This window comes from Streptomyces sp. NPDC033136 (genome assembly GCF_055578235.1).
In genome coordinates this window covers 271,006-294,106 of sequence record NZ_JBVIPD010000004.1, presented here as the reverse complement: position 1 = coordinate 294,106, position 23,101 = coordinate 271,006, and the positions used below count along the sequence as shown (strand labels likewise).

General features: G+C 70.7%; 22 protein-coding genes and 1 tRNA gene. 12 read left to right on the top strand and 11 right to left on the bottom strand.

Features of this window, described 5'->3' with window-relative positions:
* The first annotated feature begins 587 nt into the window (after positions 1-587).
* The 9 genes from ACZ5TL_RS09575 (at position 588) to ACZ5TL_RS09535 (ending at position 10,967) form a co-directional block, all read left to right on the top strand.
* Positions 588-1,484 (top strand): aldo/keto reductase, encoded by an 897-nt coding sequence (locus tag ACZ5TL_RS09575; protein ID WP_468588818.1) that lies wholly within the window; start codon positions 588-590, stop codon positions 1,482-1,484.
* A gap of 666 nt (positions 1,485-2,150) precedes the next feature.
* A complete protein-coding gene (locus ACZ5TL_RS09570) occupies positions 2,151-3,104 on the top strand; it encodes a decaprenyl-phosphate phosphoribosyltransferase (RefSeq protein WP_468588817.1) in 954 nt (317 codons plus the stop codon).
* Between the two features lie 33 nt (positions 3,105-3,137).
* The gene (locus tag ACZ5TL_RS09565) at positions 3,138-4,160 is read left to right on the top strand and encodes a glycosyltransferase family 2 protein (protein ID WP_468588816.1); all 1,023 of its coding nucleotides are present in this window, start codon (positions 3,138-3,140) and stop codon (positions 4,158-4,160) included.
* Positions 4,157-5,098 (top strand): lysylphosphatidylglycerol synthase domain-containing protein, encoded by a 942-nt coding sequence (locus ACZ5TL_RS09560; protein ID WP_468588815.1) that lies wholly within the window; start codon positions 4,157-4,159, stop codon positions 5,096-5,098. The genes ACZ5TL_RS09565 and ACZ5TL_RS09560 overlap by 4 nt, the downstream gene beginning before the upstream one ends.
* Positions 5,095-6,522, top strand: a complete 1,428-nt coding sequence (locus ACZ5TL_RS09555) for an aspartate aminotransferase family protein (RefSeq protein WP_468588814.1) — start codon at positions 5,095-5,097, stop codon at positions 6,520-6,522. Before ACZ5TL_RS09560 ends, ACZ5TL_RS09555 begins: the two co-directional genes overlap by 4 nt.
* A complete protein-coding gene (locus tag ACZ5TL_RS09550; protein WP_468588813.1) occupies positions 6,516-7,559 on the top strand; it encodes an NAD-dependent epimerase/dehydratase family protein in 1,044 nt (347 codons plus the stop codon). Before ACZ5TL_RS09555 ends, ACZ5TL_RS09550 begins: the two co-directional genes overlap by 7 nt.
* A gap of 73 nt (positions 7,560-7,632) precedes the next feature.
* Positions 7,633-8,688, top strand: coding sequence for a glycosyltransferase (locus ACZ5TL_RS09545; protein ID WP_468588812.1), 1,056 nt, complete (start codon positions 7,633-7,635; stop codon positions 8,686-8,688).
* Complete coding sequence (locus ACZ5TL_RS09540) at positions 8,685-9,839, top strand: endonuclease/exonuclease/phosphatase family protein (RefSeq protein ID WP_468588811.1); 1,155 nt, start codon at positions 8,685-8,687, stop codon at positions 9,837-9,839. Before ACZ5TL_RS09545 ends, ACZ5TL_RS09540 begins: the two co-directional genes overlap by 4 nt.
* Positions 9,840-10,016: 177 nt before the next feature.
* The gene (locus ACZ5TL_RS09535) at positions 10,017-10,967 is read left to right on the top strand and encodes an aldo/keto reductase (protein WP_468588810.1); all 951 of its coding nucleotides are present in this window, start codon (positions 10,017-10,019) and stop codon (positions 10,965-10,967) included.
* 145 nt (positions 10,968-11,112) lie between these two features.
* Here ACZ5TL_RS09535 and ACZ5TL_RS09530 read toward each other — a convergent pair whose 3' ends face one another.
* The 4 genes from ACZ5TL_RS09530 to ACZ5TL_RS09515 all read right to left on the bottom strand — a co-directional run bounded on the left by ACZ5TL_RS09530 (position 11,113) and on the right by ACZ5TL_RS09515 (position 15,940).
* Positions 11,113-12,549, bottom strand: coding sequence for a glycoside hydrolase family 1 protein (locus tag ACZ5TL_RS09530; RefSeq protein ID WP_468588809.1), 1,437 nt, complete (start codon positions 12,547-12,549; stop codon positions 11,113-11,115).
* A 131-nt stretch (positions 12,550-12,680) separates the two neighbouring features.
* The gene (locus tag ACZ5TL_RS09525; RefSeq protein ID WP_468588808.1) at positions 12,681-13,586 is read right to left on the bottom strand and encodes a carbohydrate ABC transporter permease; all 906 of its coding nucleotides are present in this window, start codon (positions 13,584-13,586) and stop codon (positions 12,681-12,683) included.
* A 12-nt stretch (positions 13,587-13,598) separates the two neighbouring features.
* Positions 13,599-14,615 (bottom strand): carbohydrate ABC transporter permease, encoded by a 1,017-nt coding sequence (locus tag ACZ5TL_RS09520; protein WP_468589002.1) that lies wholly within the window; start codon positions 14,613-14,615, stop codon positions 13,599-13,601.
* A 5-nt stretch (positions 14,616-14,620) separates the two neighbouring features.
* On the bottom strand, positions 14,621-15,940 hold the full coding sequence (locus ACZ5TL_RS09515) for an ABC transporter substrate-binding protein (protein WP_468588807.1): 1,320 nt from the start codon (positions 15,938-15,940) through the stop codon (positions 14,621-14,623).
* A gap of 399 nt (positions 15,941-16,339) precedes the next feature.
* Between ACZ5TL_RS09515 and ACZ5TL_RS09510 the strand changes: the two genes are divergently transcribed.
* Both ACZ5TL_RS09510 and ACZ5TL_RS09505 read left to right on the top strand, forming a co-directional pair.
* Positions 16,340-17,395 carry a LacI family DNA-binding transcriptional regulator gene (locus ACZ5TL_RS09510; RefSeq protein ID WP_468588806.1) on the top strand — a complete coding sequence of 352 codons (1,056 nt, stop codon included), beginning with the start codon at positions 16,340-16,342 and terminating at the stop codon, positions 17,393-17,395.
* Positions 17,392-18,210: a protein kinase family protein gene (locus ACZ5TL_RS09505; RefSeq protein ID WP_468588805.1), complete on the top strand. Its 819-nt coding sequence runs from the start codon at positions 17,392-17,394 to the stop codon at positions 18,208-18,210. The genes ACZ5TL_RS09510 and ACZ5TL_RS09505 overlap by 4 nt, the downstream gene beginning before the upstream one ends.
* A gap of 354 nt (positions 18,211-18,564) precedes the next feature.
* Here the strand turns inward: ACZ5TL_RS09505 and ACZ5TL_RS09500 are convergent, their stop codons facing one another.
* The 7 genes from ACZ5TL_RS09500 to ACZ5TL_RS09470 form a co-directional block, all read right to left on the bottom strand.
* On the bottom strand, positions 18,565-18,753 hold the full coding sequence (locus tag ACZ5TL_RS09500) for a hypothetical protein (protein WP_468588804.1): 189 nt from the start codon (positions 18,751-18,753) through the stop codon (positions 18,565-18,567).
* A complete protein-coding gene (locus ACZ5TL_RS09495) occupies positions 18,750-18,962 on the bottom strand; it encodes a hypothetical protein (RefSeq protein ID WP_468588803.1) in 213 nt (70 codons plus the stop codon). The genes ACZ5TL_RS09500 and ACZ5TL_RS09495 overlap by 4 nt, the downstream gene beginning before the upstream one ends.
* Positions 18,959-19,129: a hypothetical protein gene (locus ACZ5TL_RS09490; protein WP_468588802.1), complete on the bottom strand. Its 171-nt coding sequence runs from the start codon at positions 19,127-19,129 to the stop codon at positions 18,959-18,961. The genes ACZ5TL_RS09495 and ACZ5TL_RS09490 overlap by 4 nt, the downstream gene beginning before the upstream one ends.
* Before the next feature lie 110 nt (positions 19,130-19,239).
* A tRNA-His gene (locus tag ACZ5TL_RS09485) sits at positions 19,240-19,312 on the bottom strand.
* 115 nt (positions 19,313-19,427) lie between these two features.
* A complete protein-coding gene (gene orn / locus ACZ5TL_RS09480) occupies positions 19,428-20,030 on the bottom strand; it encodes an oligoribonuclease (protein ID WP_468588801.1) in 603 nt (200 codons plus the stop codon).
* A 119-nt stretch (positions 20,031-20,149) separates the two neighbouring features.
* On the bottom strand, positions 20,150-21,388 hold the full coding sequence (locus ACZ5TL_RS09475) for a helix-turn-helix domain-containing protein (RefSeq protein ID WP_468588800.1): 1,239 nt from the start codon (positions 21,386-21,388) through the stop codon (positions 20,150-20,152).
* A 377-nt stretch (positions 21,389-21,765) separates the two neighbouring features.
* Positions 21,766-22,098 carry a hypothetical protein gene (locus ACZ5TL_RS09470; RefSeq protein ID WP_468588799.1) on the bottom strand — a complete coding sequence of 111 codons (333 nt, stop codon included), beginning with the start codon at positions 22,096-22,098 and terminating at the stop codon, positions 21,766-21,768.
* 306 nt (positions 22,099-22,404) lie between these two features.
* On the opposite strand from ACZ5TL_RS09470, the gene ACZ5TL_RS09465 reads away from it, so the two are divergent.
* A complete protein-coding gene (locus ACZ5TL_RS09465) occupies positions 22,405-22,932 on the top strand; it encodes a universal stress protein (protein ID WP_468588798.1) in 528 nt (175 codons plus the stop codon).
* Positions 22,933-23,101 lie beyond the last annotated feature (169 nt).

Sequence of the window (23,101 nt, the reverse complement as noted above, 5' to 3'; positions counted from 1 at the left end):
TTCTGAGCTTCGCGGGATGGCCGGATTGCGCCCGTCTTCAGGTGCTCGCCAAAGGTGCAGGTCGGAACAATCCCGGCGGTGCGACTCTGGAGGGAAACATTCCATTTCCACGTGCAGCAGATACCGGAACTGTAATTTCCGGGCACACGATTACCGGACGGAGGTCTAAAAGATGATCATGTCGAATCGGGTATTCGATCGACTGAAAAGGTATGCGCCCAGCCGTCCTTCCGGCCCGGAGCGAGGGCGGCCCCGCGTCGCCGTGCGGCCGTCCCCCAGTCTCCCGCCACGCGGCCGGCGGCCCGGAGGGCGCCGATCGAGTTCGGCCACCCCGGAGAGAATCCTTCGCCATGCGCCGGGAACGCGGCGTCGCCCCGGGCGGACTGATCCCCTACAGTCCGGACGCCGGTGCACCCGCGGCGGCCCGGTGGCACCAGCCGGGCGACTCCTGGGTGTCGCCTTCAGACCGTTCAAACGGTGATCCACCTCAGACCGTTCATACCGTGATCCAGAGGAGAACTTCGAATGGAGCAGCGGCGAATCGGCGGCGCGTCCGGGTTCGACACCAGTGCCCTCTGCTTAGGCGGGTGCACTTCGGCACCCGCACCGACGAGGCGACGGCGTTCACCGTCCTCGACCGGTTCCTGGAGGCCGGCGGCACCTTCATCGACACCGCCAACACCTACGCGTTCTGGGTCGAGGGTGGCACGGGCGAGGAGAGCGAGGCGCTGATCGGCAGGTGGCTGCGCAGCCGCGGCGTCCGTGACCATGACCCTGGCGACCAAGGTGGGAGCGCTGCCCGTGCCCCTCGACGCCCCGTGGCCGCAGGCCGCCGAAGGGCTGTCGCGGAGGTGATAGAGCGTCAGGTCAAGGCCAGTCTGGACCGGTTGGGCACCGACCGCGTCGACGTGTACTACGCCCACATCGAGGATCGGCGGACGCCCCTGGAGGAGACGGTCGCCGCCTTCGGGGAACTGGTCGAGGGCGGCACCGTTCGGCTGCTCGGCTGCAGCAACCACGCGGCCTGGCGGATCGAGCAGGCGCGCGCTCTCGCCCGGCAGCTCGGGGTCGCCGGTTACACCTGCGTCCAGCAGCGCGCCACCTACCTCCAGCCGCGGCCCGGCGCGGACTTCGGCGCCAACCCGCACGCCAGCGACGAACTCCTCGACTACGTGCGCTCCGAGCCGGAGCTGACGCTGCTCGGTTACTCGACCCTGCTGGGCGGGGCCCTGAGCCGCGCCGACCGCGCGGTCCCGGAGCAGTACGACCACCCCGGCACCCCGAACCGGATGTCCGTGCTGCGCCAGGTCGCGGACGAGCTCGGCGCCTCGCCCAACCAGGTGGGGCTGGCCTCGCACCTGCACAGCTCGCCCAGCGTGCTCCCGGTCATCGGGGTGAGTTCGGTGGCGCAGCTGGAGGACTGCCTGGCCGCGGTCGACCTCGAACTGGAGGCCGGTCACCTGGAGCGGCTGAACACCGCCTGAGCCGCCCGCCCGGCGCGCCCTGCGCAGAGCCCGGCCCCGATGCCTCCGAGGCACCGGGGCCGGGCTCTGTCGTTCGCGGTAAGGGTCGCCTCACTCGCCGCAGGATCGCTGGCGCCCCGCAAGAGGCGGGCTCGGCGGGGTCGGCAGGGGCGGTGCACTCCGGCAACAACCCCTCCAGAGGGTCGGTATGTACCCGACAGGAGAATCACCAGAAGCCCCCTGAGGACGAGGAAGCGCCACGGTTCCCCGGCGGCCCCGGCGGCACGGCGCTGACCGGCGCGTTCGCGGACCGGGCCCGGCCCGGCGAGCCTTCCGGACCCAGACCATCCGTATGTGCGGCGGAATCCGGCCGCGGCGGATCGGCCTTGCCCCCGCTCCCGTCGCGAGGCAGGGTCGGCCTGCCCGTCGGGACATGAGCGGGATCTCCCAAGAAGCTGTCAACTCCGATCGCACGTGTGCGCTTTGTTCACCACGAACCTTCACCACGAACCGTCGCCTCCAGTCTCATGGCGCCGCCTGAAGGAGAGACATGACGACGCGCAACCCCTTCTCGACCGCCGCGCACCCAGACGGCGCGGGACCTCCGCCCGTGCCGGGCCGAAGACGCCGGCACCCGGCCCCGGGGCATCCCCGTCCCCGCAGCCTCGGTCCCGGCGGAGCGACGACATGACGGTCACGGAGCCGCTCCTGCGCGAGCCCTCCGTCACCCCCGGCCTGCGGGCTAAGGACCTCGTGCTCCTGGTCCGGCCCCGCCAGTGGCCGAAGAACCTGGTGGCCGTTCCGCTGTCGCTGGCCGGCGGCGCGTACTGGAACTGGCACACCCTGTCCCACATGGCCTGGGCCGTCGCCCTGTTCACCCTCGCGGCATCGGCCGTCTACGTGATCAACGACATCGCCGACCGTGAACGTGACCGCCTGCACCCGGTCAAACGCGCCCGTCCCATCGCCTCCGGCCGGGTCCCCGTCCCCCTGGCGGTCGCCCTGGCGGCCGTGCTGACCGCGGCGCTGGCCGCGCTGGCCGCGCTGGGGCCGTGGAAGCTCGCCTGGCCCGTGGCCGTCTACCTCGTGCTCAACGTGCTCTACAGCCACCGGCTCAAGCACATCGCCCTGGTCGACGTCTTCGTCGTCGCGGCCGGTTTCGCGCTGCGGGTCATCCTGGGTTCCCTGGCCGGCGGTATCCCCCTGTCCGTGTGGCTCGTCCTGAGCGTCTACGCGGCCTCCGTCATGATCAGCCTCGGCAAGCGGAGGCACGAGCTGGACCTCGGGGCGGTGGCCGACCGGCACCGTCCCACCCTCGAGGGCTACTCGCGCCCGTTCCTGGACCAGATGGTCATCGTCACCGCGGTCGTCGCGGTGCTGGGCTACGCGGGTTTCCTGCGGGGAGACGCCGCTCAGCCGTTCGGCCAGATGGCGATGCTGCTGACGATGCCGTTCGTCCTGTACGGACTGTTCCGCTACCTCCAGATAGTGATCGCGGAAGGGGGAGGCGGGGACCCCACGGAGACCCTGCTGCGCGATCGGCGGGTCGTCGTCAGCGCGTTGCTGTGCTGCGCCTGCCTCGCCCTCACCTCGCTGCTGGCCGGTCACCCGGAACTCACGGGGGGACTGCCGAGCCGATGACGAATGACCGTGGGAAGCCATGAGGACAGCCCTGTGAACCCTGACGAACCGACCGTCTCCGTCATCATCCCCAACTACAACTACGAGAAGACACTCGCCGCCTGCCTGGACGCGGTGTTCGCCCAGACCCACCAGCCCTGCGAAGTGATCGTCGTCGACGACGGATCCACCGACCGGTCGCCACAGATCGCGGCCTCCTACCCGTGCCGGCTCATCGCGGGAGCGGGCAACCAGGGCGTCTCCGCGGCCCGCAACCTCGGCGCGCGTGAGGCGCGGGGAGACGTCCTCTTCTTCGTCGACTCCGACGTGGCCCTGCGACCCGACGCCCTCGCGAACGCGCTGCGGGTACTCCGCGACGACCCCGAGTGCGGCTTGGTGCACGGCACGTACGACACCCGCCCGCTGTTCGACGACGGCCCCGTCGAGCACTACCGCGTGCTGCACGCGCACTGGTGGCGCAGACGCAGCGTCGGACGGGTCGGTACGGCCGTCTTCGCCCTGGCGGCGGTACGCCGGGAGGTCTTCGCCGCAGCCGGCCCGTTCCACGAGTCACTGCGGGACGCCGAGGACGTCGAATACAGCGACCGGCTGGTCCGGGTCGCAGGCATCCGGCTCACCGACACGGTCGTCGGTCGGCACGACGACTGCTCACGGCTCGCCGACATGCTGCGGGAGCAGTTCCGGCGGTCCCTGCCGCTGGCCGGGTTCGCCGGGGCCCACCGCATGCGCTCGGGCGGCGTGGTGGTCAACCCCGCGCTCGGAGTGCTCGGCGCCCCGCTGTTCGTGGCCACTCTCCCGCTCCTGCTCGCGGCCCCCGCGGCACCCGTGCTCGCGGTCGTACCCCTGCTGTTCCTCGCCCTCTTCCTGCTGGCCGACCCGGGTCTGCCGGGGTTCGTGCGCCGGCAGCGCGGGCTGGCTTTCCTCGCCTACTTCCTGGCCGTGCATCTGCTCGCCCAACTGGCGATCGTGGCCGGCCTGGCCGTGGGAGCCGTGCGCCGGCTGCGCGGCCAAGGCGCCCTTCCCGCCGCGATGCCTCCGGAAGCGGGCGTCCGATGAGACGCGGGGCGCGCCGCGCGCTGGCCGTGCTGTTCGCGCTGGCGGTGGTGGCCGGTGCCGGTGTCGCCCTGCACGGCCAGGACTGGTCCGTGCTGCTCGGACTGCTCCACGGCGGTTCCCTCGCGGCACTGCTGGGAGCCGTCCTGGTCACCGCGGCCGGTCTGCTGTGCGGCACCCGCGCCTGGATGCTGACGCTGTCGGCGATCGCGGTGCCCGTGCCCACCCGCACCGGCATGCGGATGTTCTTCGTCGGCTTCCTGGGCAAGTTCGTGCCGGGACGGGTCTGGGGACTGATCGCCCAGATCCGGATGGGCGAGCAGGCCGGTGCCACCAAGGCCCAGATGGCCGGGACGTACCTGGTCAACCTGGTGATCGTACTGCTCACGGGCGGTGCGGTCGGCATGCTGGTCGCACCTGCCCTGCTGGCCGACGGCGCCTGGTGGCTGCTGTTTCCCCTGGCCCTGCTGGCGGCCCTCGCGGCCCGGCCCGACCTGATTCACACCGTGGCGTGCCTGGCCGCCCGGATCGCCCGGCGTCCGCCGCCGGCCACCCCGGGCCGGCCGCGGGACCTGCGCCGCTCCATCGTCTACCAGACCCTCTCCTGGGTGCTGTCGGGCCTGCACGTCTGGGTGATCGCGGTACTGCTGGGCGCCGACCCGCTGCCCGCGCTGCCCGCCGCCGTCGGCGGGTTCGCCCTCGCCACCGTCGGCGGAACCCTCGTGGTGTTCGCACCCGACGGCGCCGGCGTCCGCGAACTGCTGCTGGCGCCCGCCCTCGCCACGGTCCTGCCGTGGCCCGCAGCCGTCGCCGCCGCGCTCGTCAGCCGGGTGCTGACCCTCCTCGCCGAGCTCACCACCTCCGGCGCCGCCCTGGGCGCGGTCGTCCTGCACGGCCGCCGCACCGTTCCCGCCCCGCTGAGAAAGAGGACCGCCGCATGACAGAACTGATGAGCATCGACGACGCCGAGGAACTGTCCGTCGACCAGGTGCACGGCCTGTACCGCCAGTACGTCAACAAGAGCCAGGTGTCCCTGATGACGTCGTTCGGGTTCGGCCGGGAACTGGTCGACCGGGCGGAGGGCGCGTACGTCCACACACGCGACGGCCGCCGGATCCTCGACTTCACCGGCGGCGTCGGCGTCCTCAACCACGGCCACAACCACCCGCGGATCATCGAGGCCCGTCGGCGGTTCGCCGAACGCGGCCGGATGGAGGTCCACAAGACCTACTTCTCGCCCTACCTGGCCGCCCTGTCGCACAACCTGGCCGCCGTGCTCCCGGGAGACCTGGACATGTCCTTCCTGCCCAACTCGGGCGCGGAGGCCGTCGAGGGCGCGGTCAAACTCGCGTACAAGTACCACGGCGGCCGGCGCAACACGATCCTGCGCAGCGACATCAGCTTCCACGGCAAGCTCCTCGGCTCGGGCAGCCTCACCGGCGGCGCGCAGAACCACTTCGCCTTCCCCGGCATCCCCGGAGTGGTCCCCTTCACCTACGGCGACCTGGACTCCGTACGGGCCGCCGTGGACGCGAGCCGCGACGCCAAGGGCCGGTCCGACGTGTACGCCCTGCTCATCGAGCCGTTCAGCGCCTCCACCATCCGCTGGTGCTCGGAGGAGTTCCTGCGCGGTCTGCGCGAGCTGTGCACCCGGGAGGACATCGTCCTGATCTTCGACGAGATCTACACCGGCTGGGGCAAGACCGGGACCATGTTCTACTTCATGCGGTACCCCGGGCTCATACCCGACGTGGTGACGACGTCGAAGTCCTTCGGCGGCGGCAAGTCCTCCATCTCCGCGTACGTCGCCCGCCGTCCCGTCTTCCGCAAGGCGTACGACAGCCTCCAGGACGCCCTGCTGCAGAGCACCAGCACCACCTACTACGGCTTCGGCGAGGAGTGCGCCACCGCCATCGAGGCGATCAACGTCGCCGTCGAGGAGGACTTCCCGGCCCGCGCCAGGGCGATCGAGAACGTCCTCGGCCCCGGCCTGGAACGGATCGCCAAGGAACACTCCGACATCGTCACCGACGTCCGCGGCGCCGGCGCCCTGTGGGGGGCGTTCCTGGGCAGTCCCAAGGCACTCGACCTCGTCGCCCGGCTCGCCCCGAGCGGCCTGGCCAAGGACCCGCAGTTCGGCACCAAGCTCGTCACCTGCGCCGTCATCAACGCCCTCTACCAGGACCACGACATCTACGCCTACTACACACTCAACGGCCGAAACCCCCTGGTCGTCGGCCCACCTCTGGTCGCCGACCCGGCCGACGTGGAGATCTTCCTGGAGCGGCTCGACCGCACCCTCGCGACCGGACTGACCCGTCTCGTCACCCGCTTCGTCCGGGAGAAGGTGTCGTCGCTGTGGTGAATACGGTGGTCGTGACCGGCGGCAGCGGCATGCTCGGCGGGAACCTGACCCGGTCGCTGGCCGCGGCGGGTCTGCGGGTGCGCAGTCTCGACCTGCGGCCGCCCATGGAGCCGGTGCCCGGCGTGGAACACCTGACCGCCGACATACGGGACGCCGGCCGCGTGCGCGCCGCCCTGACCGGTGCCGACGCCGTCGTGCACACCGCGGCGGCCCTGCCCAGCTACCCGGAGGACGAGATCCGCTCGATCATCGTCGACGGCACCCGGACCGTACTGCGGGCCGCACAGGACACCGGACTGGAACGCGCCGTGCACATCTCCTCCACCGCGGTCTACGGCCTGCCGGACGTCGTCCCCACCACGGAGGACCACCCCCGCCGCCCCGTCGACGCCTACAGCCGGGCCAAGTCCGGCGCGGAGGAGGTCGCCGAGGAGTTCCGCGCCCGCGGACTGTGCGTCCCGATCCTGCGGCCCAAGACGTTCCTCGGCCCGGGCCGGATGGGCCTGTTCGCCATGCTCTTCGAATGGGCGGAGGAGGGCCGCAACTTCCCCGTCCTCGGCCGGGGTGACGTACGCATCCAGATGTTCTCGGTCGACGACCTGGTCGACGCCGTGGCCACCGCGCTCACCGCACCCGCGGAGAGGGCCGACGACACCTTCAACCTGGCCGCCGCCGAGTTCGGCACCCTGAGGGAGGACTTCCAGGCCGTACTGGACGCCGCCGGACACGGCAAACGGGTGGTCTCCGTCCCCGCCACGCCCGCCGTCGTGACCCTGGAACTGCTGAGCCGGCTGCGGCTGTCCCCCGTGTACGGCCGGCTGATCCACAAGCTGCGCGCCGACTCCTACGTCAGCACCGACAAGGTGCGCGAGGTGCTCGGCTGGTCCCCCCGCCACTCCAACCGTGACGCCATCCTCAGCACCTACCGGTGGTGGCGCACCAGCCAGGCCACCGCCCGGGCGACGGCGTCCACCGGCCGGACCAGCCGCGAGCCCTGGAAACAGGGCGCCCTGAGCCTGGCCAAGGCCTTCTTCTGAGCAGCCCGGCACCGCGCCCGGCGGCACGCTCCTCGCCACCCGCCACCTCTCACGCCCCTCCAGGAGGACCCCCGTGCCCCGACCTCTCGTGTCGGTCGTCATCCCGAACTACAACTACGGCAACTCGATCGGTCTCTGCGTGGACGCCGCCCTCCAGCAGACGTACACCCCGCTGGAGGTGATCGTGGTCGACGACCACAGCACCGACGACTCCCTGGAGACCGCCCGCAGCCGGGACGTGACCGTGCTGCAGACACCCCGCAACAGCGGTGTCGCCGTGGCCCGCAACACCGGCGCGGCCGCGGCCCGAGGCGAGATCCTGTTCTTCGTCGACTCGGACGTGGCCCTGCGCCCCGACGCCGTGGAGAAGGCCGTCGAGGAACTGCTCGCCCACCCCGAGTACGGCGCGGTGTGCGGCATCTACGAGGACGAGCCGCTGATCCGGGACAGCGTCGTCGAGGAGTGCCGGGTCCTGCAGGCCTACTGCTGGCGGATGGACTCGCTCGGCACGGTCAGCTTCCTGTTCTCCTCGCTGACCGCGATCCCGCGCCGCGTCTTCACGGAGATCGGCCCGTTCAACCCGCGGCTGCGGCAGACCGAGGAGGTCGACTACGGCGAGCGGATGTCGGAGCACTACCAGATCAGGGTCACCCCTCACGTCCTCGGACGGCATGACGACGACGACAAGCTGCTGCCCCTGATGCGCAAGCTGTTCCGCCGCGCCCGGCTGAGGGTCCCCCTGTTCGCACGGCGCCGGCGCTTCGCCAAGGGGTTCGAGACCGCGTCCCGGTCGATGGGCGCGGTGGCCGCGCTCGGCGCCGTCGCCACCCTGCCGCTCGCCCTCCTCGGCCCCTGGTGGCTGGCGGTGCCGGCAGCCCTGGCCGGCCTGTCGGTCGCCGGCGACCTGCCGATGTACCGCTACGTCCGCGGCCGCCGCGGATGGCGTTTCCTCACCGTGTTCACCACGGTGGCCTTCGCCACGAACGTCGCCATCTCGGCGGGCATCGCGGTGGGCAGCGTCCACTGGCTGGTGTCCGGCCGCTTCCGTCGGCTGTACGAGTCCCAGTGGCCGGCCGCCGGGGAGCGGACCTGGAAGGCACCGGAGCAGAGGCCCGGGATGACGGCATGAGCACGCCGCTCGCGAAGGAGGAGATCCGGGCGGCCCCGGCCCCTGCCCCGGCCCCGGCCCCGCCCCGGCCGCGGGGCCTGAGGGCGGCCCGGCTGCTCACCGCCGCCGTCGCACTGTGGGCGGCGTTCCTGACGGCGTTCCTCGTCCTCACCGGTGGGCACTGGTGGTGGAGACCGCTGGAACTGCTGCCTCCCCTGACGTTCGCGGTCGTCCCGCTGCTCCTGGCGGCACTCGCCCCGCTGGCTCGCCCCGCCCGCCTCCGGCTGGCCGCGGCCGCGCTGTGCTGCCTGCTGCTCGGCCTGCCCCTGACGGGACTGAACGTCCACGCGCTGCCCGGTCTCGGCGGCGGGTCGGCCGTACCGCAGGGGGCGGTCCGGGTGTTCTCCTGGAACACCGAGTACTGGAGCGACGGCGGCGACCCGGACGAGTTCTACGCGTATCTGAAGGCGCAGCGGGCCGACGTCTACCTGCTGCAGGAGCACGTCTCCTGGGACGTCGCCGGCCACCGCCCGATCCGCGCCGACCACGTGGCCGAACTCCGCGAGCGCTTCCCCGGGTTCCACGTAGCGGCCGTCGGGGAGATCCTGACCATGTCCCGGTACCCGATCGAGGACTGGCGGGGCCTGGACAACTGGCCGTACCTGTCCGACCCGGACATCGGCAGGCCACCCGACGGACGGTTCCCGGACTACTACCGGTACAAGGTGCTGCGTACCGACCTGCGGATCGACGGCCGTACGACGACGTTCTACAACATCCACGTCCCGGTGCAGCTCGACATCTCGATGGACCCCTCCTCGGCGGAGTTCACCGCCTTCATGCGGGCCCAGGAGGTCCGGCGGCAGGCGACCTACCGGGCCCTGGAGCAGGACCTCGGCGAGAACCGGCTGCCCGTGGTGGTGGCGGGCGACATGAACGGCACCGCGGCCATGGGCGAGGTGCGCGGACTCGGCACCCGGCTGCGGGACGCCCTGCCCGCCAACGACCAGACGTACCCCACCTCGTGGCCCGCGGGCGGACCGGCGCTCTGGCGGCTCGACTGGGCGTTCACCAGCGAGCCCGTGAGGGTCCACACCTACCGGATGGTGGACAGCCGCGGCATGTCCGACCACCGTGCGCAGGCGCTCACGCTGACGGTCCCCACCGGCTGAAAGTCGTCCGGCAGGGGCGCCCGCCGGACGACTGCCCGTCCGAAGCAGCCAGATCGTTTCGCAGGCGTCCCGGCCGGCCACCGCTTCTCCTACGGTGTCACCGGCGTCCGCCCGCGCAAGACGCGGGCGGACCTCTTCAGCGATCCCACCACGTACGAGTACGAGCTCGGAGGAACGATGCGACAGCGATCCCTGGATGGCGGCGGCACTATGGTCAGCAGGCTGTGCCTGGGCGCCATGCCGTTCGGCACCACCGTGGACGAGCAGACCTCATTAGCCATCCTCGACCGGTTCGTGGAAGCCGGCGGGACCACCATCGACACGGCCAACTGCTACTCGTTCTGGGTCCCCGGCGGCAGCGGCGGCGAGAGCGAGACGGTGCTGGGCCGCTGGCTGAAGGACCGGGGCGGCCGTGAGCGCCTGACCATCGCGTCCAAGGTCGGTTCCGGCCCCGGAAGCGACGGGCAGGCCGAGGGGCTCGCGCCCGCGGTGATCCGGGAGCAGCTGGAAGGCACCCTGCGCAGACTGGGCACCGACCACGTGGACGTCTACTACGCGCACCGCGAGGACCGGACCACACCCGACGAGGACACCCTCGCCGCCTTCCACCAGGCCGTGACCGACGGCAAGACCCGGTCGCTGGGCGCGAGCAACCACGCCGCCTGGCGGCTGGCCGAGACCCGGTCCCTGGCCGAGCGGCACGGCTGGACCCCGTACACCGTCGTCCAGCAGCGCTACTCCTACCTCCAGCCCCGGCCGAAGACCACGCTGCCCGAGGGCGGCCACGTCCACGCGAGCGACGAGCTGCTGGACTATGTGCGCGGCCACGGGCTGACCATGTTCGCGTACACCACCCTGCTCTTCGGCGCCTACGGGCGACCGGAGAGGCCGCTGCCGGAGCACTACCTCCACCCCGGCACCGAGCGACGGCTGCAGGCCCTCGCCAAGGTGGCCGACGAACTGGGCGTGACCCCGATCCAGGCGGTCCTGGCCTGGCTGACCGGTGGGGAGCCCGCCGTCGTGCCGATCATCGGCGTCAGCTCGGTGGCCCAGCTCGACGAGTGCCTCGCGGCCGCCGACCTGGAGCTGCCCGGGGAACTGCGCCAGGTCCTCGACGACGCCGCCTGACGAACGCCGCGCGGGGACGCGACCGTAAGGGGTCCTTTCACTGTGAGCGACCTGATCGGACGCTCATAGTGAAAGGACCCCTACGAGACGGCCGCGTCCCCGCACCGGTGCCCGGCCCCCCGACCGGGCCCGAAGGACGCCGCGGTCAGACCCCGTCGACCGGCGGCAGCGTCCCCGTCCGGGCCACCTCCGAGTACCAGCGGGCACTCGACTTCGGCGTCCGGGCGAGCGTGGCGTAGTCGACGTACACCGCGCCGAACCGCTTGCCGTAACCGAAGGACCACTCGAAGTTGTCCATCAGAGACCACAGGAAGTAGCCCCGGACGTCCGCGCCGTCGTCGATGGCGCGGCGCAGCTCGGTGAGGTGGCCGTGCAGGTAGGCGATCCGCTCCGCGTCGTGGACGCGGCCGTCCGGGTCGGGCTTGTCGTCGTAGGCCGCGCCGTTCTCGGTGATGTACAGCGGCAGACCCGGCGCCTCCCGCGTGTAGCGCATGAGCAGGTCGTGCAGGCCGGTCGGGTCGATCGTCCAGCCCATCTGCGTACGGTCGCCCGGCGTCTGGTGGAACATCACGTCGGTCGCGCCCGGCCACGGCGAGTGCGTGCTCTCCCCGTGTCCGTCCGCACGCGGGCCGGCCATCTCCTCCGTCGCGGCCGAGACCAGAGCCGGCGTGTAGTAGTTGAGGCCCAGGGCGTCCAGCGGCTGGTTGATCAGCGCCAGGTCACCGTCCATGACGTACGACCAGTCCGTGACCGACGCCGTCCCCTCGAACAGCGACTCCGGGTAGGCGCCGTGCAGCATCGGGCCGTGGAAGACACCGTTGGCCAGGTCGTCGATCTTCCGGCCCGCCACCAGGTCCGCCGGGTCCTGGGAAACCGTCCGCACCGCGGCGGAGTTGAGACTCACCGCGACCGTGTTGCGGGCCGGCATCACCGAGCGCAGCGCCGAGGTGCCGAGGCCGTGTGCCAGGTTCAGGTGGTGCGCCGCCTTCAGCGCCGCCTCCGGTTCCGTGCGTCCCGGGGCGTGCACCCCGGAGGCGTAGCCCAGGAACGCCACGCACCAGGGCTCGTTGAGCGTGATCCACTGCTCCACCCGGTCGCCGAGCGCCTCGCCCACGATCCCCGCGTACTCGGCGAAGCGGTGCGCCGTGTCGCGCTCCGGCCAGCCGCCCGCGTCCTCCAGGTCCTGGGGGAGGTCCCAGTGGTAGAGGGTGATCGCGGGCTTGATGCCGTGGGACAGCAGTTCGTCGACCAGGCGGCGGTAGAAGTCCAGCCCCTTCTGGACGGCAGGGCCCCGGCCCGTCGGCTGCACCCGCGACCAGGAGACCGAGAAGCGGTATGCGCCCAGGCCCAGCTCCGCCATCAGCGCCACGTCGTCGCGGTAGCGGTGGTAGTGGTCGACAGCGATGTCGCCGTGGTCACCGTCGCTCGTCCTGCCGGGTGTGTGGCTGAAGACGTCCCAGATCGACGGGGTACGGCCGTCCTCCCGTACCGCGCCCTCGATCTGGTACGCGGAGGTCGCCGCGCCCCAGAGGAAGGTGGGAGGAAAGGTCACCGGGGTGGCCGGCATTTCGGAGTCAGGCATGGAATCGCTCCCATTGGAGGTCGTGAGGACCGACGTTGCGGAGGTGGAAGAGGTGGAAGAGGTGGAACAGGGGGGAAGAGGAAAGAGCCGGGGCGGCGGTGACCCGGCTCTCGGGCGAACGGACCAGGGCGTCAGCCCTTGACGGCGCCCTGCATGATGCCGCCCACGATCTGCTTGCCGAAGATGGCGAAGACCAGCAGCAGCGGCAGCGTACCCAGCAGCGAGCCCGCCATGATCAGGGACTGGTCGGGCGTGTAGCTGCGGCCCAGCCCGGCGATCGCGACCTGCACGGTCGGGTTGCCCATCCGGGTGAGGACGAGGAACGGCCACAGGAAGTCGTTCCAGGTCTGCACGAACATGAGCATGCCCAGTACGGCCATCGCGGGCCGCGCGGTCGGGAACACCACGTGCCACACCACGCGCCAACTGCCGGCGCCGTCCACGCGGGCCGCCTCGATGATCTCGTCCGGCAGCGCCTGGATCAGGTACTGCCGCATGAAGAACACACCGAACGCGTTGACCAGTGAGGGGAAGATGACCGCCTGCAACTGGTCGGTCCATTCCAGCTTGGCGACCATCATGTACAGCGGGATCACGCTCAGCTGCGGCGGCACCATCATCGTGCCGATCACGATCAGCATCATGGCGCCGCGGCCCTTGAAACGCAGCTTGGCGAAGGCGAACCCGGCGATCGTCGAGAGGAACACGATGGTCACCGCGGAAGTGCCCGCCACGATCGTGGTGTTGAGGAACGCCTCACCGAGGTTGCCGTCCTTCCAGGCGACCTCCAGTTTGTCGAAGAGGCCCGCGCCGAACCAGAACGGCGGCGGGGACTGAGCCAGCCGGTTGTTGTCGCGGGAGGCGGCGATCGCCGTCCACACCAGCGGGAACAGCGAGCAGACGGTGAACAGGGCCAGGATCACGTAGGCGATCGGCCCGGCGTGCAGCGTTCCGCCCGCCCGTGCGGACTTCGGCAGGCGCGAGCGCTTCTGCTCCTTGACGGGCGTCCGGTCGACGGGTGTCACAGTCGTCGTCACGGCCACAACTCCTTAACTGCTGGCGCGCAGCCGGCGCGAGATGACGTAGTTGACGATGCCGATGACGATCAGGATGAGGAACATCGTCCATGCGATCGCCGAGGCCCGGCCCAGGTGCTGGTTCACCCAGCCCTGCTCGTACAGGTACAGGCCCAGCGTCTGGAACTGGTGCTCCGCACCGCCCGAGGCGCTCTTGGTCGCGTCGAACAGCAGCGGTTCGCCGAACACCTGGCTGGCGCCGATGGTCGACACGACGCACGTGAACAGGATCGTCGGCCGCAGCGACGGCAGCGTCACATGGAAGAACTGCTGCCAGCGGTTGGCCCCGTCCAGTGCCGCCGACTCGTACAGGTCGTTGGGGATGGCCTGCATCGCCGCCAGGTAGATCAGCGCGTTGTAGCCGGTCCAGCGCCAGATGATGATGGTCGAGACGGCGATCTTCGAGGCCAGCGTGTCGTTCTGCCAGTCGATCCCGCCGATGCCGACCTGGTGCAGAACCCAGTTGATCATTCCGTAGTCGTGGCCGAAGAGCAGGGCGAACACCAGCGTGGCGGCGGCGATCGACGTCGCGTACGGAGCGAGCATCACGACCCGGTAGAAGATCGAGCCGCGCAGCTTGTAGTTGAGGATGTGGGCGATGCCCATCGCCATCAGCAACTGCGGAACGGTGGAGATGATGCCGATGATCAGCGTGTTCTTCGCCGCGTTCCAGAAGAAGTCGTCGTCGAAGATCCGGGTGTAGTTGTGCAGCCCCGCCCAGGTCATGTCCGTGGGCGCCGTCAGCTCCACCTGGTGCAGCGAGGCCCAGCCGGTGTACACCAGCGGGAACAGGCCGAACGCGACGAACAGCAGGAAGAACGGCGAGACGAACGCGTACGGGCTCCAGCGCATGTCCCGCTGCCAGCGGCGGGACAACCGGGCGCGGCGGCGCTCGTCCACGGAGGGGGACGGCCCGCCCGAGCCGGGGCGGGCCGGGGCCGCGCCCCCCTTCTCGGCAGGGGGCGCGGCGGTGTCGTGGCGGGCGGCCATACGGGTCACTTGTCCAGGTTGTTGTCGATGGTCTTGGTCGCCGTCTTCCAGGCCTCCTCCGGCGACTTGCCCTTCGTCACCAGGACGAGGCCGTTGTCGTTCAGACTCGACCCGATGATCTGGTCCTTGGGGCCGATGACCTGAACCGGGGTGGTCTTCGCCGCCTCGGCGAAGATCTCGCCTATCGGCGCGTCACCCGTCATCTCGTTCTTCGCGCCCGTGATCGCCGGTGTGGTGTACGTGGAGGGCGCGCTCGGGAAGTTGCCCTGCACCTCGAACAGCTTCGCCTGCTGCTCCGGGGCGGTCAGCCAGGCCGCCAGCTTCTGGGCCTCCGTCACGTTCTTGCCGCTCTTCGGCACGGTGAGGAAGGCGCCGCCCCAGTTACCGGACTTCGGCGCGACGGCCACGTCCCACTTGCCCTTGGCCTCCGGCTTCGAGTGCTCCTTGAGCGTGCCGAGCATCCACGGCGGGCAGGCGATCGCGGCGAACTTGCTGTTGGCGACCGAGGTGTTCCAGTCCGGCTGGAACTGGGCCAGGGAGCCGACCATCCCGTCCTGAGCGGCCTCCGCGGTCAGCATGAAGGATTCCTTGACGACCGGGTTGTCCTTGTAGATGACCTCGCCGGACTCGTCGTAGAACCTGACCTTCTCACTGCCGAGGATGGCGCTCATCAGGCCACCGGGGGTGTCCATGAAGGTGGTGCCCTCGGGGGCGTTCTTCTGGTACTCCTGGCCGACCTCGACCAGCTTCTTCCAGTCGCCGGCCCACCGCTTGGCCAGCTCCTCGCGGTCGGTGGGCAGCCCGGCCTTCTCGAAGAGGTCCTTGCGGTAGCAGATGGCCACCGGTCCCACGTCGGTGCCGAGGCCGATCGTCCGGCCTTCCTGCGTGGTGGCCTGCTGCCACTTCCAGTCCAGCCAGTTGTCCGGCTTCACACCGGGCGCCTTCGACAGGTCCTCGAGCTTGTCCGCCTGAGTGGCCACCACCTCGGCGACGTTGCCGACTTCGATGGCCTGGATGTCCATCAGGCCGGCGTTGGTGGTGAGGTGGTTGACCAGCGCCGGATAGTAGTTCTCGTTCCGCTGGGTGACGTTCTCCTCGATCTTGATCTTCGGGTTGAGCTTCTCGTACTCGTCGTAGAGACCGGCCTCGTTGAAGCCGAAGGTGCCGAAGAGACCCAGGGTGACGACGGTCTTGCCGTCACTGTCACCCGACGATCCCGAGTTGTTGCCGCCGTCGTCGGCACAGCCGGCCAGCAGCCCGGCGCCCAGCGACGCGGCGGCCGCGAGGGCCATCGCCTTGCGGGCGGTTCGGATGCGTGCTCGCATGTCGTCCTCCTGTTGCCCTGACGTGCCGACCCCCCGGCCAACTGCATGGTTGGGCCCCTTTTACTCGCTGCGGCTCGGGCGGGGAACGTGCGGGATGTGTATGTGTCAGGTACCGTGGGAGCGCTCCCACCAGTGATGTGTTGAAGGGTTGCGGGTCGGGGCGAGGGTGTCAAGGGAGCGAGCGCCGCGAAATGCGTTCAGTTATCGGGCTGTTAACTGGACTCGTGGGAGCGCTCGCGCGCTTGCGCGACTGACTCGTTTCGGCCGCCGGGCCGCTCGCGCAGGACGCGTCCGGGCCGAAGCGGAGCCCCAGGAAGCCTCGGCTCCCGGGGGCGGGCACCGGCTCTGACGGGGCTGTTAGATTCCAGCCAGCGTGACACACGAAGGAAGGCGGAGCCCATGGCAAGCCACGGAGCGCGGAGCCGGAGCGGGGGCCGGCCCACCCTTGAAGAGGTGGCGGCGCGCGCCGGTGTGGGCCGCGGCACCGTCTCCCGGGTGATCAACGGCTCGCCCCGGGTCAGCGACGCGACCCGCGCGGCGGTCGAGGCGGCGGTGGCCGAGCTCGGCTACGTCCCCAACACCGCGGCCCGCGCCCTCGCCGCGAACCGTACGGACGCGATCGCGCTGGTCGTGCCCGAGCCGGAGACCCGGTTCTTCGCGGAGCCGTACTTCTCGGACATGCTGAAGGGCATCGGGGCGGAGCTGTCCGAGACGGAGATGCAGCTGCTGCTGATCTTCGCGGGCAGTGACCGCGAGCGTCAGCGCCTCGCGCAGTACCTGGCGGCCCACCGGGTGGACGGCGTCCTGCTGGTCTCGGTGCACGCCGACGACCCGCTGCCGGACCTGCTGGCCCAGCTGGAGATCCCGGCGGTCATCAGCGGTCCCCGGTCGGCCGGGGAGACACTGGCCTCGGTGGACTCCGACAACTACGGCGGTGCCCGCCAGGCCGTCGAGCACCTGCTCTCCCGCGGTCGCCGCCGGATAGCCCACATCACCGGCCGCCTCGACGTCTATGGTGCCCAGCGTCGTATCGACGGCTACCGCGACGCCCTGCGCGACGCGGGCCTGGCCGGGGACGAGGCGCTGATCGAGCCGGGCGACTTCACGGAGGAGGGCGGTCTGCGCGCGATGACGGCGCTGTTGAAGCGCCGCCCGGACCTGGACGCCGTCTTCGCGGCCTCCGACGTCACCGCGGCCGGTGCCCGCCAGGCCCTGCGCGAGGCGGGCCGCCGCATCCCCGACGACGTCGCGCTCGTCGGCTACGACGACTCCGCCATAGCCCGCCACATGGACCCGCCCCTCACCAGCGTCCGCCAGCCCATCGAGGAGATGGGCCGCCGGATGATCGACCTCCTCCTCTCGGAGGTCGCCGACCGCCGCCCCCTGGCGTCCCGCGCCCCGGAACGACGCCAGATGGTGCTGGCGACGAAGCTGGTGCACCGGTCGTCGTCGTGACGGGCCATCCCCTCCTGGACGCGACCGAGGTCGATCGGGTCGAGTCGTACGTGGGCGCGGTGGGCGAGGTCTTCCGCGCCTTCCGCGACCAGGACTCGGGTTGCGTCTCGTACGGAGTCCGGCTCGCGAACGGCGAACGCTGGTTCGTGAAGGAGGCCACGACGGTCGCGGCCCGTGCGTCGCTGAACCGGGCCTGGACCTTCCACCGCGCGGTACGCCACCCGGTGATCGTCCCCCAGCTCCACCGCTTCGAGGCACGCTCCGGCGGCCCGGTGGTGGTGATGCCGTGGCACGACGGAGAGGTCGTCTACCACCCCACCCTCCGCAGTCACGGAGGCCGCTCCGCCCCGGACCATCCCCTGGCCCGCTTCCGGGCCCTGCCGCTGTCTCGCGTCCTCCGCGCCGTGGACCGCCTCCTGGATGCCCACCTGGCCGTGGAGGCCGCGGGTTTTGTCGCCGTGGATCTCTACGACGGCGCGTTCCTGTACGACTTCGACGGCGGCGCGATCCGTCTGATCGACCTGGACGAGTACCGCCCGGGTCCGTTCGTCCTGGAGGCGGAACGCCTGCCGGGCTCGCGGCGCTACATGGCCCCGGAGGAATGGCGCCGCGGCTCCCGCATCGACACCCGCACGACCGTGCACGCCCTGGGCCGCGCCCTCCGCCTCCTCCTGGACGCCGGCGACGAGGAACGCGCCTGGCGGGGCACGGCGGCGCAACGGGCGGTGGTGGAACGCGCCACGCGGGCCGACCCGGCCGAACGGTTCACAGAGGTGGGGGAGTTGGCGGAAGCGTGGCAGGGAGCGAGGGGCTGAGGCCCGGATGGCGCCGCAGGCTCACCGCACCAGGATCCGCCACCAACGTGCCCGAGCCGCTTACGAGGCGGCAGTGGAGGCGGCCGTCCGGGAGACTCGGAAGGTGCTGCCGCCCGACAGCATCTAGGAGATCACCAGCGAGATCGACTGGTCGTGCCGCTGGACCCGGGAGCGGGATGTCCACATTCGGCGGACGGCCGACAGGTGGTGCGAGAGTCTCAGCGACACGCCGTGTACGCGGCGTGTCGCTGAGACCGTGCGGACACTTGGCTCCCGCCGCGCGACATTCGCCAACAGCATCCGCACGGGACGGCCGGGGCTCCTCTCTGTCCTCACGGGGGACGGTGGGAGCCGCTACGGCATGACCCCGTGAGGGAGTGCGGGGGTGGGTGCATGCTGGTCCACGAGAACGTCCAGCGCGTGGAGAAAAGCTGCGTGGCTCCCGGCGTCCTGAGCCGCCCTGGTCACCTCGTCCAGGAACTCGTACCCCTGCTCGTCCGTGAGGTCGCCCGGCCAGGGGAACGCGCTGCTCTGTACGATCACGCCCCTCGCTTCTTCTTGACGCGATCCAGGCGCGGGACGGTTACGGTCAACTTCTCGGCGCTCGGGGCCGTCCACCTCAGGGCAAACGAGTGGACCCCGCGCAGGATGTACGTCCCGTCCCTCTTCACGTCGCTGACGATGCCTTCCTTGCCCGCGCTGGCGTCGTACGCCTGGTCGCCGACCCAGGCCCTGGGCTTCTCCTCGGTCACCGGACCGGCTCACAGAGCACCTCGGCCCAGACCTGCTTGAGCTTTTCGAACTGCTCGGCTGCTGGCTTCTCTCCGAAGCGCTCGTTCTGCCACTCGCCGTCCTGGCGCCACTTCACCTGATAGGTGACGGCGTCGCTCTTCTGGGGTCGCTCCACGATGCTCGCCATGCTGGGACGATACGGCCCGGATCCCACGATCGGTTCCCACCCGTGTTCCCATGACCTCAGACATGACGAAGGGCTGACCTGTTTTACCAGGTCAGCCCTTGATCATTCAGGGTGAGTGACGGGACTCGAACCCGCGGCATCCTGGACCACAACCAGGTGCTCTACCAGCTGAGCTACACCCACCATGACCGGCTTGGAGATCAGTGATGTCCCCGACCGGCCGAGAAAAAGTGTACAGGGTCCGAAGGGGTGCTCGCGCCCGGCTTTCGCGGCGCCCCCCGGCGGCGCCCCGTCCTGCCTACTGAGCAGGCAGGACGTGCTTCGCCGCGATCTTCCTCGCGGTGTCCGAGTCGGGCCCGGGCTGCGGGACGAAGACGGCCTCGCGGTAGTAGCGCAGCTCCGCGATGGATTCGCGGATGTCGGCGAGTGCCCGGTGGTTGCCGTTCTTCTGAGGGCTGTTGAAGTACGCCCGCGGGTACCAGCGGCGGGCCAGCTCCTTGACCGACGACACGTCGACGATCCGGTAGTGCAGGTAGTCCTCCAGCGTCGGCATGTCCCGCAGCAGGAAGCCGCGGTCCGTGCCGACGGAGTTGCCGCACAGCGGGGCCTTGCCCGGCTCCTTGACGAACTCCCTCACATACGCCAGGACTTGCTCCTCGGCGTCCTGCAGCGTCGTGCCGGCTGCCAGCTCGGCGAGCAGCCCGGACGCGGTGTGCATCTGACGCACCACATCCGGCATCGTCTCCAGGGCCCGCTCCGGCGGCCGGATGACGATGTCCACGCCCTCGCCGAGCACGTTCAGCTCGGAGTCGGTGACGAGGGCGGCCACCTCGATGAGCGCGTCGTCCGACAGCGAGAGGCCGGTCATCTCGCAGTCGATCCACACCATGCGATCGTTCATGTGTCTAACCTTACGGCGCGCCGCCCCGGGCTGAGCCGGCAGTGCCGGGAAAGGCACGGGGCCCGGAAAGGCACGGGGCCCGCGAGGAGGCGTGCTCCTCGCGGGCCCCGCAGGCCGGATCAGGTCGCGCTGCGCTGCCCCGGCAGGCTCGCCGACAGCGCCGGGGACGCCCCGACCCCGCTCGCGGCCGCCGTACGGCGGGACTGGAGCGGCACCGGGTGCTCCGGATGCAGTGCGGGCGCCTGGCCGGGCTGGCCGGGATGCCCCGGGTGGCCCGGATGACCCATGCCGGAGCCGGGACCGCCCGCGGCGGCCTCGGTGTCCTGGGGCCGCTCGCCCTGCGGGCGCCGGGCGCGGTACGCGGCCCGGTACGCGGCCGGGGACGAGCCCAGCTGGCGGCGGAAGTGCCCGCGCAGGGCGACCGGCGACCGGAAGCCGCAGCGTCCCGCCACCTCGTCCACCGAGTAGTCCGACGTCTCCAGCAGGCGCTGCGCCTGGAGCACCCGCTGCGTGATCAGCCACTGCAGCGGAGCGCTCCCGGTGAGCGAGCGGAAGCGGCGGTCGAACGTACGCCGGCTCATGTACGCGCGTGCCGCCAGTGTCTCCACGTCGAACTGTTCGTGGAGGTGCTCCAGCGCCCAGGCGACGACCTCGGCGAGCGGGTCGGCGCCGATCTCCTCGGGTAAAGACCTGTCGAGGTAGCGCTCCTGTCCGCCGCTGCGGCGCGGCGGCACGACGAGGCGCCTGGCCAGGGCTCCGGCCGCCTCGTTGCCGTGGTCCGTGCGCACGATGTGCAGGCACAGGTCGATGCCCGCGGCCGTGCCCGCCGACGTCAGCACGTCGCCGTCGTCGACGAACAGCTCACGCGGGTCCACGTGCACCGACGGGTAGCGCTTGGCCAGCGTCGGCGCGTACATCCAGTGTGTCGTCGCGGGACGGCCGTCCAGCAGGCCCGCCGCCGCGAGGACGAAGGCGCCGGTGCACAGCCCGACGATGCGGGCGCCCTCCTCGTGGGCCCGGCGCAGTGCGTCGAGCGCATCCTCCGGTGGCGGAGAAGTGATCGAACGCCAGGCCGGTACGACGACCGTGCCCGCGCGCGAGATCGCTTCCAGGCCATGTGGTGTGGTGAGTTCGAGTCCCCCTGTGGTCCGCAGCGGACCGTCCTCGCCCCCGCACACCAGCAGGCGGTAGCGCGGTACGCCGGCGTCCTGGCGGTCAACCCCGAACACCGACAGCGGTATGGAACTCTCGAAGATGGGGCCGCCGCTGAACAGCAGCACCGCGACGATCTCCTTGCGGCGTCGCCCGGAAAGCTTCCGGGCCGCGGCTTCCGGCGCGGCAGTGGAGTCGTGGCTCATACTGCTAAGCCCCCCTCGGTGGTCGCGGCTCCTCGGTTGTGTCGCTCCTGCACGTTTCCCCTCGGTCCTGCACGAGTCCCCCGCCGTAGACAGTCAAGATCGAATCTACTGTGTCCCGTCGTGCCGAGGTGGCCGGTTCGGCACTCGGCACATTGTCGACTTGGCAACTTGGCGTGAAGCATTCGATCACGAAGCGTTGCACTCGTGGAGCGTGCGGGGAAGTGCGCCTTGTGGCAGTGGCCAATCCACGTAGGGTGCGCAGGGCCCCTGAGGCCCTTTCCGTGCAGGTCGAACGGGGGTTGGGGGGTGGTGGGGGAGGGGAATGCACAGGTGCGGGAAGTTGGCTGAAAAGCAGCGTGCCTGTGCGCGGAAACCGGTCAGCCGACCGGTGTATCCCCTCCGGTGTGCCGTCCACCCCGGTGCGACCCCGTTCCGGTGCGGTGACGCCGTCCCCGGTGGGGTGCCCGGTCCTCGGCCGCGAGGCGGGCCGCGCCGCGCTCGGACTGGCGCAGCAGGATCCGGCAGGCGCCCGTGCCGGCCGCGAGCCCGAGGGTGGTGCCCGCGGCGTCGGCGAACGAGGTGCCGGAGGCGAGGAGTACGGCCGGGACGAGCAGGCAGCTGAAGGCAGCCCAGCGGACCACGTCCGTCGCGGTGTCCCGCGGCGGCGGGGTCGCGCGGTCCGCCTCGGAGGCGGGGTGGGGTCCGGACAAAGCATGCTCCCTGTGGCGTGACTCACGGGGTTCAACGCGCGGCCGGGGCGTCGGTCACTGGACGGCCCGATCGCCCCACGGGTCAGTGAATCCTGTGCAAACCGCCTGTACAGCGCAGCAACCATTGCGTTACGGGCGCCGCCTCGTGCATGCTCCCTGGAACCCGTGCGCACGGTGAGCGGGATCTGGGCCAAGGAGGCGTGTCGCCGTACCCTTGGGGGTATGGGGTTGGGAAGACCATTCCCGGACACAGCTCAGCCGCACACCGTTGTCCCACCCATAAAGGATCACAACGCCGAGACAGCCATGGCCGGTCACGAATTCTTCGAACCCGCGGACCGCAAGCGGCCCGTCGCCGATCCCACGGCGGCCGAGCCCGAGGCGGCGGAAGAGCCACGTCACTCCTGCGACCCCGCCTTCAAGCACGGGGTCGTCGTCGGCTTCGACGGCTCCACGTCCAGTGAGCGCGCCTTGGCGTACGCGATCGGCATGGCCCATCGCTCCGGGTCGGGCCTGATCATCGTCCACGTCGCCAACCGGCTGCCCACCACGGTGTGGGCCGGCTGTGAGCCACCCGTCTTCGTGGACGTGCCGGACCACCGCACCGAGGTGCTCGGTCTGGAACTCGCCTGCGCGGACTACCTCGCCGAGGTGCCCTGGATCCTGGTCGAGCGCGGCGGCGACATCTGCCACGAACTCGAGGAGGTCGGCCGGGAGTACGAGGCCGACGCGATCGTCGTCGGGTCGACCCACGGCATCGTCGGGCGGATCTTCGGCTCCGTCGCCGGGCGGCTCGCCAAGCGGGCGCAGCGGCCCGTCATCGTCATTCCCTGAGCCCCGGACCCGGGGCCGTCAACTCCCTTGGTGCCACGCGCGAATCTACTCGCGCGCAGAGGTGTTTGTGCCCTTGTGAAGGGCATATATCGCTCACCGCACCACCGCACACGCACGAAGGGAGCCCGCCGTTGGGCGAAGACGTCTCCGTGGGGAGCGGAATCACGAC